The organism is Marinimicrobium koreense (assembly GCF_003762925.1).
GTDB classification, from domain to species: domain Bacteria; phylum Pseudomonadota; class Gammaproteobacteria; order Pseudomonadales; family Cellvibrionaceae; genus Marinimicrobium; species Marinimicrobium koreense.
This window is the reverse complement of sequence record NZ_RJUK01000001.1, coordinates 537,344-550,295: the sequence shown is the minus strand read 5'-3', so window position 1 is coordinate 550,295 and position 12,952 is coordinate 537,344. Positions and strand designations below refer to the sequence as shown.

At 60.0% G+C, this 12,952-nt stretch carries 12 protein-coding genes; 3 read left to right on the top strand and 9 right to left on the bottom strand.

Annotated features, from left to right (window positions below; translation table 11 throughout):
- Positions 1–27: 27 nt before the first annotated feature.
- The 6 genes from xerD to EDC38_RS02355 all read right to left on the bottom strand — a co-directional run bounded on the left by xerD (position 28) and on the right by EDC38_RS02355 (position 5,103).
- Positions 28–939, bottom strand: a complete 912-nt coding sequence (xerD, locus tag EDC38_RS02380; protein WP_123637166.1) for a site-specific tyrosine recombinase XerD — start codon at positions 937–939, stop codon at positions 28–30.
- An 85-nt stretch (positions 940–1,024) separates the two neighbouring features.
- A complete protein-coding gene (gene rplS, locus EDC38_RS02375; RefSeq protein ID WP_024459910.1) occupies positions 1,025–1,375 on the bottom strand; it encodes a 50S ribosomal protein L19 in 351 nt (116 codons plus the stop codon).
- Positions 1,368–2,144, bottom strand: a complete 777-nt coding sequence (gene trmD, locus EDC38_RS02370; RefSeq protein ID WP_123638827.1) for a tRNA (guanosine(37)-N1)-methyltransferase TrmD — start codon at positions 2,142–2,144, stop codon at positions 1,368–1,370. Before trmD ends, rplS begins: the two co-directional genes overlap by 8 nt.
- Positions 2,145–2,179: 35 nt before the next feature.
- The gene (gene rimM, locus EDC38_RS02365) at positions 2,180–2,734 is read right to left on the bottom strand and encodes a ribosome maturation factor RimM (RefSeq protein ID WP_123637165.1); all 555 of its coding nucleotides are present in this window, start codon (positions 2,732–2,734) and stop codon (positions 2,180–2,182) included.
- Positions 2,735–2,751: 17 nt separating this feature from the next.
- Positions 2,752–3,003 carry a 30S ribosomal protein S16 gene (gene rpsP, locus EDC38_RS02360; protein WP_024459907.1) on the bottom strand — a complete coding sequence of 84 codons (252 nt, stop codon included), beginning with the start codon at positions 3,001–3,003 and terminating at the stop codon, positions 2,752–2,754.
- Positions 3,004–3,198: 195 nt separating this feature from the next.
- On the bottom strand, positions 3,199–5,103 hold the full coding sequence (locus EDC38_RS02355; protein WP_123637164.1) for a beta-ketoacyl synthase: 1,905 nt from the start codon (positions 5,101–5,103) through the stop codon (positions 3,199–3,201).
- A 161-nt stretch (positions 5,104–5,264) separates the two neighbouring features.
- Between EDC38_RS02355 and EDC38_RS02350 the strand changes: the two genes are divergently transcribed.
- A complete protein-coding gene (locus EDC38_RS02350; RefSeq protein ID WP_036159802.1) occupies positions 5,265–6,275 on the top strand; it encodes a GlxA family transcriptional regulator in 1,011 nt (336 codons plus the stop codon).
- 84 nt (positions 6,276–6,359) lie between these two features.
- On the opposite strand, the gene EDC38_RS02345 is transcribed toward EDC38_RS02350, so the two are convergent.
- Together EDC38_RS02345 and EDC38_RS02340 are read right to left on the bottom strand one after the other, a co-directional pair.
- Positions 6,360–6,872 (bottom strand): Hsp20 family protein, encoded by a 513-nt coding sequence (locus EDC38_RS02345; protein ID WP_123637163.1) that lies wholly within the window; start codon positions 6,870–6,872, stop codon positions 6,360–6,362.
- Between the two features lie 206 nt (positions 6,873–7,078).
- A complete protein-coding gene (locus EDC38_RS02340) occupies positions 7,079–8,011 on the bottom strand; it encodes a TIGR01777 family oxidoreductase (protein ID WP_123637162.1) in 933 nt (310 codons plus the stop codon).
- A gap of 179 nt (positions 8,012–8,190) precedes the next feature.
- Between EDC38_RS02340 and EDC38_RS02335 the strand changes: the two genes are divergently transcribed.
- A complete protein-coding gene (locus EDC38_RS02335) occupies positions 8,191–8,640 on the top strand; it encodes a universal stress protein (RefSeq protein ID WP_123637161.1) in 450 nt (149 codons plus the stop codon).
- Between the two features lie 85 nt (positions 8,641–8,725).
- Here EDC38_RS02335 and EDC38_RS02330 read toward each other — a convergent pair whose 3' ends face one another.
- Entirely contained in the window at positions 8,726–9,478 is a 753-nt protein-coding gene (locus EDC38_RS02330; protein WP_024459901.1) for a SapC family protein, read from the bottom strand.
- Between the two features lie 260 nt (positions 9,479–9,738).
- On the opposite strand from EDC38_RS02330, the gene EDC38_RS02325 reads away from it, so the two are divergent.
- Positions 9,739–12,951, top strand: coding sequence for a DUF3857 domain-containing protein (locus EDC38_RS02325; RefSeq protein ID WP_123637160.1), 3,213 nt, complete (start codon positions 9,739–9,741; stop codon positions 12,949–12,951).
- Position 12,952: the final 1 nt, after the last annotated feature.

Sequence of the window (12,952 nt, the reverse complement as noted above, 5' to 3'; positions counted from 1 at the left end):
TTCAAAGTATTCAACGACACTGACGCGTCATCCCCGGGGGTGATGCTGGCGATGCTGCTCCTGCATCCGCGCCCGGGCGACATGGGTGTATATCTGGGTAGTCGACAGATCACTGTGGCCCAGCAATAACTGTACGACCCGCAAATCCGCCCCGTGGTTCAACAGGTGGGTCGCAAAGGCGTGTCGCAGCGTATGAGGCGACAGGGGTTTGTCGATACCCGCCACCAGCGCCCAATGTTTAATTCTGTGCCAAAACGTCTGACGGGTCATCTCTCGGGCGCGAGTGCTGGGAAAGAGTACTTCACTGGGCGCATTATGCAAGAGCACAGGTCTCGCTTCCTGTAGATAACGGGAAATCCAGTCGATTGCTTCCTCACCGAGCGGCACCAGTCGCTCCTTACTGCCCTTTCCCATGACCCGGACCACCCCCTGGCGAAGATTGACCTGCGCCAGCGTGAGCCCCACCAACTCGCTGACCCGAAGACCACAGGCGTACAGAACCTCCAGCATGGTACGGTCGCGAAAGCCCACTGGATCTTCCAGATCCGGTGCCATCAGCAGCCGCTCAACATCGGCCTCGGTGAGGGACTTGGGTAACGATTTGGGCAGTTTCGGGTTGTCCACGAGGGCCAGGGGATTTTCCGCCAGCCGCCCTTCGCGGATCTGGTGGCGGTAAAAGCCGCGAACACAGGAGAGAAAGCGCGCCGTGGAGCGACTGGAATAGCCCTTTCGGTGACGGTAGGCGAGGTAGTCATAGGCGGAGACCGCATCCAACGACATCAGCCCCCTGCCCTGCTCGACCAGCCAGCGCGCAAACGCCTCCAGGTCGCGCCGATAGGAGTTCAGGGTATTCTCACTGAGGCCTTTTTCCATCCAGATGGCGTCGAGGTATTGCTCCAGGGCCTGGCTCTCTTGGGCGGGTAAGGTCACAGCGCTCATCGGTCATTGGTTGGCATTGGAGCGAGAATACCATAAAAAAACCGGAGCCAAGGCCCCGGTTTTTTTGAACGGATCAGCGTATCGCTTAGGACAGCTTTTCCTTGATGCGTGCTGCCTTGCCGGTCAGGTCGCGCAGGTAGTAAAGCTTCGCCTGGCGAACATCACCCTTACGCTTCACCTGGATGCTGTCAACCTGACGGCTGTGCACCTGGAAAGTACGCTCAACGCCCACACCGTGGGATACCTTGCGCACGGTGAATGCAGAGTTCAGGCCGCGGTTACGCTTACCGATAACCACACCCTCAAACGCCTGCAGACGCTCGCGGTTACCTTCGGTTACCTTTACCTGTACCACAACGGTATCGCCCGGGGCGAATTCCGGTACATCCTGTTTCATCTGTTCGGCGTCGAGCGCCTGAATGATCTTGTTAGTCATGCCTAGTCTCCTGAGAGTCTGTAGCTTCACAGCTAGAGTTAAGTGCTTCAAGGTCCCGACGAAAGTCCGTCAACAGCGCATGCTGTTCCTCGGTTAGGTTAATTGCTTCAAGCAAGTCTGGCCGTTTCTGCCAGGTCCGCCCCAGCGCCTGTTTCAGGCGCCAGCGCCGAATTCTTTCGTGGTCACCGGACAGTAGCACTTCCGGGACCTCATGCCCTTCAAAATTTTCCGGGCGGGTGTAGTGTGGGCAGTCCAGCAACCCCTCCGTGAAGGAATCCTGCTCTGCCGACTGAGCGTGCCCCAAAGCGCCTGGAATCAGCCGGGTCACGGCATCAATCACCACCATGGCGGGCAACTCACCGCCACTCAGAACGTAATCCCCGATGGACCACTCCTGATCGACCACCGTCTTCAGCAGACGCTCATCAATCCCTTCATAGCGTCCCGCCACCAGCACCATCGGGCCATAACTGGCCAGGGTTTCTACGCCAGACTGATCCAGCGGCCGCCCCTGAGGCGACAGATAAATCACCGGTGCGTCCTCCCCGGCCCAGGCCTGGGCGGCCGCGATAGCGTCGCGCAGAGGCTCCACCATCATCACCATGCCGGGACCGCCACCGTAGGGTCGATCGTCTACCGTGCGGTGCTTATCCCGAGTAAACTCCCGGGGGTTCCAGCACTGCACGTCGATCAGCCCCTGCTTGACGGCCCGACCGGTCACACCGTAGCCGGTCACCGCCTGCATCATGTCCGGAAACAGACTGACCATCGCCAGTCGTACCGGCTGTGTTTCGGGCGCTTCGCTCAAAACTCCGGGTCCCAGTCCACCTCGATACACGCTGCCGCCAGGTCAACCCGGCGCACATACTGTTCGGGCACATAGGGAATCAACCGCTCGCTCTGGTCGATACTCTGGGTATCACCCTGCACCACCAACACATCGTTGGCGCCAGTCTCCAGCAAGCGTGTCACGGTACCCAAATCGTACTCCTGACCGTCCCAGTGGCTGACGACCCGAAGGCCCTGCAACTGATGCCAGTAATAGTCGTCCCCTTCCAGCTCCGGGAGCAGCTGTTTTTCCACGGCAATGGTCACCCCGGTGTAGAGGGCGGCCTCATCGCGGTCGTCGACACCGTTGATGTGCGCAACAAACCCTTTGCCGTGAGGTCGACTGTCGTCGATTTCTACCGGTTTTACTCCCCGGGCGGTTTTCAACCACCAGGGGCCGTAGCCAAACAGGTTCTCCTGCGGCTCGGTGTAGGAGTGAATTTTCACCCACCCCTGAATACCAAATACGGCGGTAATACGCCCGACGTCAATCAGGTTTGACCCCTTGTTGCGGGTTCGGGCGTCAGCCATAGTCAAGCGCGCCTCGCTTAGGCGGCTTGCTTCTTCTGCTCTTTCAGCAGGCTGGCTACGCGCTCGCTCAGCTGTGCGCCCTGGCCTACCCAGTACTCGACACGCTCATTGTCGATACGCAGGCGCTCTTCCTGGCCGCGGGCGATCGGGTTGAAGAAACCAACGCGTTCGATGTAACGGCCGTTACGGGCGCTGCGGCTGTCGGTTACGGACAGGTGGTAAAAAGGACGCTTTTTGGAGCCGCCACGTGACAGACGAATAGTTACCATTGAGGATTTTCCTATATTTTCCAATTGGGGCCGGCACTTACCGACACCCGGTGAAAAGACCCAATCACACACAGGGTGCGAAAGGCGCGGTATTTTAAGGGAAAGAATCGGCTTTGTATAGGCCGATGTGGACAAAGATCGGCCAATTTGCGTGCCGGCCAGCCGCTTGTGGCCGACCGGCAGACGCCCGGGCGCTCAGTCGGTCATATCGGTGTAGCGATTGGGGAGGTCAAGGTCGATACTCTGCGCCATGCCCGGCAGGCGCAACTCCCGGCTGCCCAGCTCGATTTCGCTCTCATCGATCATGTTCTGGCCAAAGTGGTACAGAGTATCGAACTGCCCCTTGAGCGCGTGGCTATCATAGACCCCGGCCCGCTCCCGGACCGACTCCCGACGCGCCGCGTAAGCCTCAAACGCCGAGTCACCGTAGCGGCGGCGCAGCATCGGCTCCACCACCCGGGGGGCCAGCACGCTGGCGGTGGCATTGTTGCCACCAAACCCTTTTGAGTTCAGGAACGCCACATCCAGCGGATTTTCCCGGCGATCCAGGTCTTCCAGAGGAATGGTCAGGCGTTCGGAAAACACGTCATCCGCCACCTTGTCGATGGTCTTGATGCCCGGCACAAAGCCATAACGGAACACACCGAGGCTGTTGATCAACTGCTCGCCGCTGGCGGCGGACAGGGTGTGGCCCACATAGGCCTTGACCGCGGTGACCGGCCAGTCGGTAATACCGAACACCTCGGCCACCCGATGAAAGATCTCGGATTCGGTCACCCGATTCTGGGGGGTGCTGGAGCCGTGGGCCTGAATCATGGAGCGCTTCTGGATCGACTCATCACCCAGAATGGCGCGCGCGGAGGCGACCGCTTTGGCCATGGTGATGTAGTTACCCGGCCCCGGTGCGGAAATCGACTTTTTGAAACCGTCCGCATTGATGAACACGTCATTGACCGCACCGTGAATATCGGCTCCAAGCTCAAGCGCCAGCGCATCATCCATGAGCACCACATACTGGCTGGACTCGGCAATGGTGAAACCGCAGTTTTCCCCGAACGGCCGACTGGTCCGACGAGGGTCGGTCTCGTCGGCACCGTCGATTTTCTTCAGTTTGTCTTCGGCGGCCAAAGCACCCATGGTGGCATAACCATCGATGATTTCCGGGGTGATCGGCGCCTCGGCGTTACCCACCACCGCGACCCGGCAGCGCCCGGCGGTAATGTCTTCCACCGCCGCGCGCAGGTTATACAAAAATGAGGCACAAGCGCCGGCAATGGCCCCGGTCTGACCGACGCTGCCGATAATGTAGGCGTTGACGAAATCCGCCGGCATGCTGTTCAGACCCAGTGGGCACTGCTTGGTACTGACCCGACCGCCCTTCAGGCGCGCCTGCAGCAAACCGCCAAAGCCCGCCTCGTCCATCTGACTCATGACATTGCTGGCATATACACTCACCTGGTCCGGACGAACCGCATTGGCAATGTCAGCCCAGGGCACACCCACCGACTGGATCGCATCAGAGGCACCAATGACGGTCAACTGCAAGGCTCGGGGATGAAAGCGGGAGTTATACAGAGTGCCGGGATCGAACCCCTTGGGCAGTTGCCCGGCGGACTTGACCGGCAGGGCCCGGAAGCTGTCCCATTTTACATCCAGTGTTCCAGTCAGCGTGACTTTGACGCGCCGATCATCCAGCGTTTGAACCTGCCAGTCGGAAGGCAGCGGTTCGGGCAGGTCGCGCTCGGACAATTCAAAACTCATGGGCGCCTCGCTACCACTGAGGCTGGCACTTTTCTGCCAGTGCGCGGCATCCACATCAAAAAGCGCCGGGTCGATGCGGCGAATCAGCGTGCCCTCCAGAATCGCCGGGCCGAACTGGCGCTCAATCTCGGCCAGCTCATAGGGGCGGTCATCCGCGTCCCGATAAGCATTGTCTTCGAAAGTCACCAGCCCCATCAGCACCGCCAGGCCGGCCAGGGTCTCCTGCCGCTCTTGTGTGGGCAAGCTTTCGATGATCATTCGCCGATAGGCATGATGACCCGAGCTTCGACCGGCGGCATTAAAACCACCAAATCCCACAATAACCGGCAGTGATGACATAGTTGACTCCCATTGAATTCAACAACCTCGACGGGTCCACAGACGGCGGGCACACGAGGTCTGGACAGCTGGAAAGTGTATTGCCCTGACTGGCAATTGTCATGGTTGTTTTCGCCAAAACTTGTGGTATTTTGGCCAAATCACACCAGAGAGCCCGCTTTATGCCCCAGAATGCCGGAGAAGCCATTCAGATAGCGTTTCTGCTCAGCGACAACATGCTGGCTACCAGCGCCACCCTGCCCATGGAGATGCTGCTCACGGCGGAGAGCGCCAACCAGCGCGACCGCGGCAGCCAGCGAACCCGACTGATATTGAGCACGGTCTCGGCCCAGGGTGAGCCGGCCGCGACCCGATCCGGCCTGCGCTGGACGCCAGACCACGCCCTGGAGAATGCCCCCTCCCCCGATCTGGTTTATGTACCCGGCTTCTGGCGCAACCCGCGTCCCATCATCCGGCGCCAACCGCAGGTGCTGGACTGGCTCCGGGAGCAATATCAGAACGGCGCCCTGATCAGCGCGGTGGGCACCGGCTGCTGTTTTCTGGCCGAGGCGGGGCTGCTCAACGGCAAACCCGCCACGACTCACTGGCACTACTTCGACCAATTCCAACGCGACTATCCTGAGGTCGACCTCAAGCGGCAGTACTTCATCACCCAAGCGGGCAATCTCTACTGTGCCGCCAGTGTGAACTCGCTGGCGGATCTGACGGTCCACTTTATTCAGCGCCTGTATAACAAGCGCATTGCCAGCCACGTCGAACGTCATTTCTCTCACGAAATCCGCCGCTCCTACGAAAGCAGCGGTTACTTTGAGGAAGCGCACAGTCGCCACCCGGATGAAGACATCATTCAGGTCCAGCTCTGGCTGCAGGATAATTACCCACGGGAAGTGGTGCTCTCGCAGGTGGCAGAGCGCTTTGGGCTTAGCACGCGAACCCTGAACCGTCGATTCAAGGCCGCCACCGGGCAGACGCCCCTGGATTACCTACAGGAAATTCGCATCAACAATGCCCGGGACCTACTGAAAACCAGCAACCTGACTATCGCCGAGATTGCCGATAAGGTGGGTTATCAGGATACGGGTTATTTCACCACCCTGTTCAAAAAACAGTTGGCGATCACCCCGCGTGAATACCGGGCTACCGTCCGAGCAAAACTGTTCAGCGCGGAGTGAACCCATCCGAAAAATCGTCAAGTTCAAACCCATAAAAAAACCGGCGAGATGACTCGCCGGTTTTTTCTGAGAACAGAATGCCGTTTAGGCGGCTTTGGAATCGTCGCGGTTTTTCGATTCCGCTTCGTGGGTCACAGACTTGACGTCTCGACCGTCTTTCAATGACGGGCTTTGCCCATCATCAATCTCAATGGTACGCGGCTTCATCGCCTCGGGAATCTCCCGCTTCAGATCGATGTGCAGCAGACCATTTTCGAAGGTCGCGGCTTTGACTTCCACGTGATCGGCCAGTTGGAACCGGCGCTCAAAATTACGCGCGGCGATGCCCTGATGCAGGTACTGCCGCTCTTCCTGTTCGGGCTCTTTATTGGCCGAAATCGTCAGATTGTTCTGATTGACCTCAATGTTCAATTCCGAGCGGTCAAACCCGGCGACGGCCATGGTAATTCGGTACTGATCCTCTCCGGTCAACTCGATGTTGTACGGGGGATAGCTGGGTTGGTTCTGCTCGCTGCGGCTCAGTGTATCCAGCAGACTGGCCATACGATCAAAGCCGATGGCAGAACGATACAGGGGAGAAAAATCGAAGCTACGCATAACAATATCCTCTTCAGAGCAATATTCAATGGGACTCATCACAATGATCGAGTCAGGTTCAGTGAATGCTACCGGCCGGGAGCAACAGCGTGTTGCTCATCCGGACACACTACAGATCAGGTAGCGGGCCCCTCAATCGAGCGGGCTTACTGAAAAAATAAGGCCGACCAGACCGTTTTCAAGGCTCTGAAGAAAAATATTTATTTCTACTCGTTCCCGGGATTACGAAGAATCTGCTCCAACGCCGGCACCAGTTCGGGATACTGAAACTGAAAACCGGACTCCAGCGCCGCCTCCGGTAATACCCGCTGACTGACCAGCAATAACTCATCCGCCATATCAGCCATCATGGCCCGCAACATGAACGCCGGCGCGGGGAAGACGGCCGGGCGATGGAGCGTCTTCGCCAGCGAGCGGGTGAAGTAGCGATTGGTGACCGGATTCGGCGCCGTCCCGTTCACCGGTCCGGACAGGTTGTCCTGTTCCAGGCAGTGCAGAATCAGACGCACCAGATCCGTCCGGTGAACCCAGGACATCCACTGGCGCCCCGACCCCAGACGCCCGCCCAACCCTAGCTTGAAGGGCAGCAACATGGACTGCAGTGCACCCCCACCGGGCCCCAGCACAATGCCGGTCCGCAACCGACAGACCCGGGTGCCGGAGTCGGCAAAGCGCTCCGCCACCGCCTCCCAGTCCCGGCATAACTGGGCCGCAAATCCCGTACCGCTACCATCCACTTCCGTCAGCGGTCGGTCACCCCCATCGCCATAGAAGCCGATGGCGCTGCCGCTGACCATCCGTTCCGGAAAGTGGCCCCGCTGTTGAAAGTGGGCCAGCAACGCCTCGGTGGTCCCGATACGGCTGCGCCGAAATTCCTCTTTGCGCCGGTCATTCCAGCGGCCACTGGCCAGGGGCTCGCCGGCCAGATTGACCACCGCGTCGACCGGTCGATCCGGCAACTGGCTCAGCTCCGATACCAGGCTGACGCCCGTCCCCAGAACCCTTGCGGCCCGCAGGGTGTCCCGGGTGAGCACCACCGGGTGATAGCCCCGCTGCTGCAATGCATGACACAGCGGTACACCGATAAAGCCGGTGCCGCCGGTCAACAGGATGGTGCGCGAGGTGTCGGTGCTGGTCATAGTCCGCTCTCCGGGTCTTAACAGATATGGCGGATCGGCATTCAGCCCCACGTTCGGAGGCCGCTCAGCCTGATCCTCTGATTACAGTCTACTACTTACCTCAGGTTCGTTCGGATCAACCCACGCCTTGGGCTACACTTATGGAGACAACAGCTTAGAACCGGTTAAGGGAGATTGCCATGTCCCGCTATAACACCCTCCTGGTGGCACTGGATCTGACCCAGGACTCTGCCCAGGTCCTGAGCGGCGCGAGCAAGCTCGTGACGACGAGCTCGCACCTCCATCTGGTCCACGTGGCCGAGCACCCGGTCACGGCGTTGGGTAGCGGCACCGGGCGAAACCATCGCCACGGTGAACTGCAGGTTCGTCAGGAGCTGTTTCCTCGCCTGCAGGCGTATGCAGATGGCATGGTGCTACCTCCCGACCACCTTCACATCCTGTTTGGCGACGCGCCCCAGGAGATCACTTATCTTGCCGGCAAGCTCGGCGCCGATGTTATCGTGACCGGCAGTCACGGGGAAAAGGGACTGAAGCGACTGCTGGGCACCACCGCGACCGATATTCTGCACCAGGCCGCCTGTGACGTTTTGATCGTGCGCATCCACGAACCCGCCCAGGGCACCACCTGATCTGCCACGCTCGCGCCCCCGATGCCCGAACGCCGGGCACAAAAAAACCCGCAGCCAGTGCGGGTTTTTTGAACCACCGAAACAATCAGGCGGCTTCTTTGGACTGCTCTGAGTACTTGTTGACCAGTGCATTCAGGTTCTGCATGGACTGCAAGTGGCTGAAGATCAGCTCCAGACCGTCTTTCTTGAACAGGTCCAGCACGTCTTCGTCGCTGATTTTCTTGAGCTTTTCGCGGTTGACCACGTAGAAACCGGTCAAGTTGAAACCGCCGCCTTCCTGGCCGTCTTTCAGCTTGATATTGGCTTCCATCGGCTCCAGCAGCTCGAGCTCGGACAGGCGCTTGCAGAAGACATTGGTCAGCTCGGCGCGATACTGGTAGTCCTTCAGGAACTCCATGACGCCCTTGAGCTCTTCGGTCTGCTCGCCCGTTTCGGTGAACAGGCGCTTGCCCTCGCTGCCATCTTTGCTCCAGCCTTCGAACTGGTCGTCGATGCACAGGGTGAAGTTGTCCGTCTTGCCGTCATTGGCGAAGGCGAAGGGGTAGCGGCGCAGGAAACCCGGGATATAGCGCATAGTCAGGCGTTTTTTCTCGTCCAGAAACAGGTTCTGGCCTTTCTTCAGGCCCATCACCGCCAGGGGAACAAAACCGCCATCGTCTTGGGTCTTGGCAAAAATCACCGGCAGCTCACGGGCCACAGAGGTGATTTCGGTCGCCAGCAGCGGCACGGAATTCAGCTCCTCGGCAAAGGCGTGGTTGTCAATCTGGATCGACCAGTCGCGGTGCGCTTCGCTGGAGACGGGGGAAATGTTGTTGTAGATCAGCAATTGTTTCGACACGATATTACCTCAGTTGTTATTCTCAAGCGCCGCACCGGGCGCCGTGATGCAAGAAAGGACAAATACTAGCATTATCCGAAGCTCTGTCACCACCCGAAATCCCCCTCGGTGACCACTTGGCGCGCCATTTGCCCACCCTGGACTTTCCGGCTAGACTCCCAAAACAAACGCGACCCCCGTGCCATACTCCCCATGAGCGCTGTGGTCCATAATAAGCCATCACGGCTCGGAAAAAGGACCCGGCTAAAGGACCCTTCGTCATGCCCCCTCGCATTCCCCTGTATCGTATTGCCAGTCTTGTTCTGGCGTTGACCGTCCTGACGCCCGGGGCTATCGCCGCGAAAAACCGATCCTCCGAGGCTCAACCCGTCACCAGCGGCCAGCCGTTCGGGACCTATGAATCGCCGTTTGGCTACCAACTGGACCTGACCGGGAGCGACTGGACCTACTGGCCACAGGTCAGTGAGCATGTCAGCCACCCGGACATTGGCGGGGAGCGCTGGCAGGGAGCTTTCGTCTCGGTCCCCGCCTGCTTCACCGACTGGCGGCCCGGTAAAGAGGCGGTGCGCTATGCTCTGTTACGGGCCATAGGGCACGAATACCCCACACCGGGTGCCCGCAACCCCCAACCCCGACGCATTGGCCAACAGGAGGCAGCGTCCTGGGAGCGGCTTCTGCCCAGGGAGGATGAACTGCCGCTGCGCTTTCGCTATCACCTGGTCAACCGGGGTGATTGCACCCACCTGTTTGCCGTCTGGACCACCCTGGACGACGCGGCCCTGGATACTCTGTCCGAAGAGGTCATCGACGCTGTGAGTTGGTCAAAGCCCAACGCTGCGGCCGACCCCGTGGCGCAAGCCTGGTTCTACAACGCCGCCGGGCTCTACTTCCACAATGCAGAGAACCATCTGGACGCGGTAAAAGGGTTTGCCCTTGCCGCCCGACTCGATCCACAGGACAAGGTCTATATCAATAACACCGCCTCCACCTACAACTTGCTGAACCGCTACCGGGACGGGCTGGCGTTCATGCAGCACCCGGACATTCAGGCCCAGAGCGACGCCATGATCCAGGGTTGGCTGGGCTGGTTTGAGTACCACCTGCAGAACTATCCAGCCGCCATCGACCACTATCAGCGCGGCTTTGCACTGGGTTCCCTGTCAGAAGACGACCTCTACGCGTATGTGCAGAGCCTGCTGCAGCAGGATCGGGCCGATCAGGCCCAGGCCGTGTTGGACCAGCACAGCCCCCGCCAGCCCGGTGCAGCCGCCGTCCAGGCGCAAGCGGAAGTCGCCCGGGCCCGAGCCGCCTACCAGCAGGCCTTGACGGTCCTGGATGAGGCAGATCGCCGGGGGGTTCACTCCCCCAACCTGCACCTGACCCGGATGGATGTGCTCGGGGACATGCGGGATTACGAAGCGGTCATCGCCTACAGCGACCGGCTGATTGAACGGGGGCTGGGTTCCAATACCGTGTACAATTATCGGGGCGATGCCCAATACCATCTTGAGCGCTACCGGGAGGCCAAGGCGTCATTCGAGCAGGCACTGGTCCTGCAGCCCGGTGACCGGGCCACCGCTGAATACCTTCGCTTCACCAACGCCCAGTTGGGCAAGGGCGATTCCGCCTCCATCAACACCCCCATTGAGCCGGTGGCCTGGCCCGCCCTGACGCCTCCGGACGAGGTGAGTGATATAGACGGCTATGACTCTCATTACCCCCTGACGGTCACGGCCTATCACTACGACCCGGCCAGACCGCTCAAAACCACCGAGGTGCGTCATATCCAGGTGCACGATACCGCCGGCGTCAATCGTCACAGCACGCTGTTGGCCCGCTACAACCCGCTTTCCGAACGCCTGTATATAAACCGCCTCGAGGTGTTTGACGAAGACGGCGAGCGAGTGTCTTCACTGGACCGGAGCAGCCTGTACATCGGCGATGCCGAGGACTACGACCAGGCCACCTTTGGCAAGGTTGTTCGCGCCCCGGTGGCCGGATTGGCGCCGGGTTACCGGATCGAGTTTGAATACACCCTGGAACAGCGCTCCCCGGCCGAGCGATTCCCGTTCGAGCGCCTATATTTGTCCGGCCAGCGTCCGATCGGGCTATCGGCGCTCTATATCGAGGGCGAACTGGATGACCTGCTGTACAACCAGACCAACGCGCCCCAGCCCAAAAAGCGCCGGAACTCTCTGCTCTGGACCGTGGAAAACCCGACCCCGGCGCTGTGGGAGCCGATGCAAGTGGACGATGAAGACTATATGGCCAGTGTGGTTGTGGTCAGTAAAAATCAGTGGCGGGAAGCCGGATCAGACTACCGGACGCGGGTGAACGAGGTCATTCTCGCGGACACTCCGGAGCTGGATGCATTGGTGGCCACACTCACCGACGGCCTCGCCCCGGACAATACCGGGGCACGCATAGCCGCCCTTGCCGGATATGTGCAACGCACCCTGACCTACAAAGCGCTCGAGTTCGGGGTGCGCGGCTACACCCCCAACCCACCGCAGCAGATTCTTCAGGACCGCTTTGGCGACTGCAAGGACCACTCGGTACTGCTCTGGCGCCTGCTGCGCGAAGCCGGGATTCCCGCCGAGCTGGCCCTGGCCAATCTGTCCGGCCCGGTGGACCCCGATATGCCCAGCATCGATCAGTTTGATCATATGGTCGTGTATCTGCCGGAGTGGAATGGCGGCACCTTTATCGATGCCACCAACAAAAACATCGATCTGCTCGGGGTCGCACCGGACGGACTGGGAAGCACCTGGACGCTGACCCTGGGAGAGCGCCCTGCGCTGGTTCAGGTACCCGCACTCAGCCCCAGCCGAGTCGACATCCGCCGATCACTGAGCGCCCTGCCCAATGGCGAAACATTGGTGCGGGAAAGCCTGACCATGAGCGCCTACTTTGCCTCCAGCCTGCGCGGCTATTTCAAAGATATTGAGCCCCGCGAGCGACTCAATTGGGTGCAGCGGTTCCTCGGGGAGAATGGCCGGCCGGTGATTGTGGAAACACTGTCCGTGGACAACCTGGACGACACCGAGAAGGAGCTGATTCTGACGCTCAACTACCGGGTCGGCCGGAGCGCGGGCCAACGCGATCAGGCGGCGGTCATCGATCCGGCCTACTGGGAGCGCTACTACCTCAGTAGTCATTACGTGCACGATCGTCAGACGGACTTTGAGATCGCCTACCCCCTGCGGCTGACCTCCCGCATCACCTACCCGGTGGAGGACGAACGGACACCGGAGCCAGTGGCCGACCAGCACGACCAGTCCCGCTTTGGTCACTTTCGGTCACGGTCCCTCGCCGACGCTGATACACTGACCCATCAGTTTGACTACCGACTCGAGGCCGGCCGCTTCTCCGCCAACGACTACCACGACTTCCAGGCGTTTACCCTGAACGCCATCGACGCCCTCTCCCGCCCGGTGACCCGCAATCGACATCCGGATCAGGCGACCCGCTGAC

Bases quoted from the DNA above. Each gene is read 5' to 3' on its own strand.
- xerD (WP_123637166.1), bottom strand. From the start codon at position 939: ATGAGCGCTGTGACCTTACCCGCCCAAGAGAGCCAGGCCCTGGAGCAA.
- rplS (WP_024459910.1), bottom strand. From the start codon at position 1,375: ATGACTAACAAGATCATTCAGGCGCTCGACGCCGAACAGATGAAACAG.
- trmD (WP_123638827.1), bottom strand. From the start codon at position 2,144: ATGGTCAGTCTGTTTCCGGACATGATGCAGGCGGTGACCGGCTACGGT.
- rimM (WP_123637165.1), bottom strand. From the start codon at position 2,734: ATGGCTGACGCCCGAACCCGCAACAAGGGGTCAAACCTGATTGACGTC.
- rpsP (WP_024459907.1), bottom strand. From the start codon at position 3,003: ATGGTAACTATTCGTCTGTCACGTGGCGGCTCCAAAAAGCGTCCTTTT.
- EDC38_RS02355 (WP_123637164.1), bottom strand. From the start codon at position 5,103: ATGTCATCACTGCCGGTTATTGTGGGATTTGGTGGTTTTAATGCCGCC.
- EDC38_RS02350 (WP_036159802.1), top strand. From the start codon at position 5,265: ATGCCCCAGAATGCCGGAGAAGCCATTCAGATAGCGTTTCTGCTCAGC.
- EDC38_RS02345 (WP_123637163.1), bottom strand. From the start codon at position 6,872: ATGCGTAGCTTCGATTTTTCTCCCCTGTATCGTTCTGCCATCGGCTTT.
- EDC38_RS02340 (WP_123637162.1), bottom strand. From the start codon at position 8,011: ATGACCAGCACCGACACCTCGCGCACCATCCTGTTGACCGGCGGCACC.
- EDC38_RS02335 (WP_123637161.1), top strand. From the start codon at position 8,191: ATGTCCCGCTATAACACCCTCCTGGTGGCACTGGATCTGACCCAGGAC.
- EDC38_RS02325 (WP_123637160.1), top strand. From the start codon at position 9,739: ATGCCCCCTCGCATTCCCCTGTATCGTATTGCCAGTCTTGTTCTGGCG.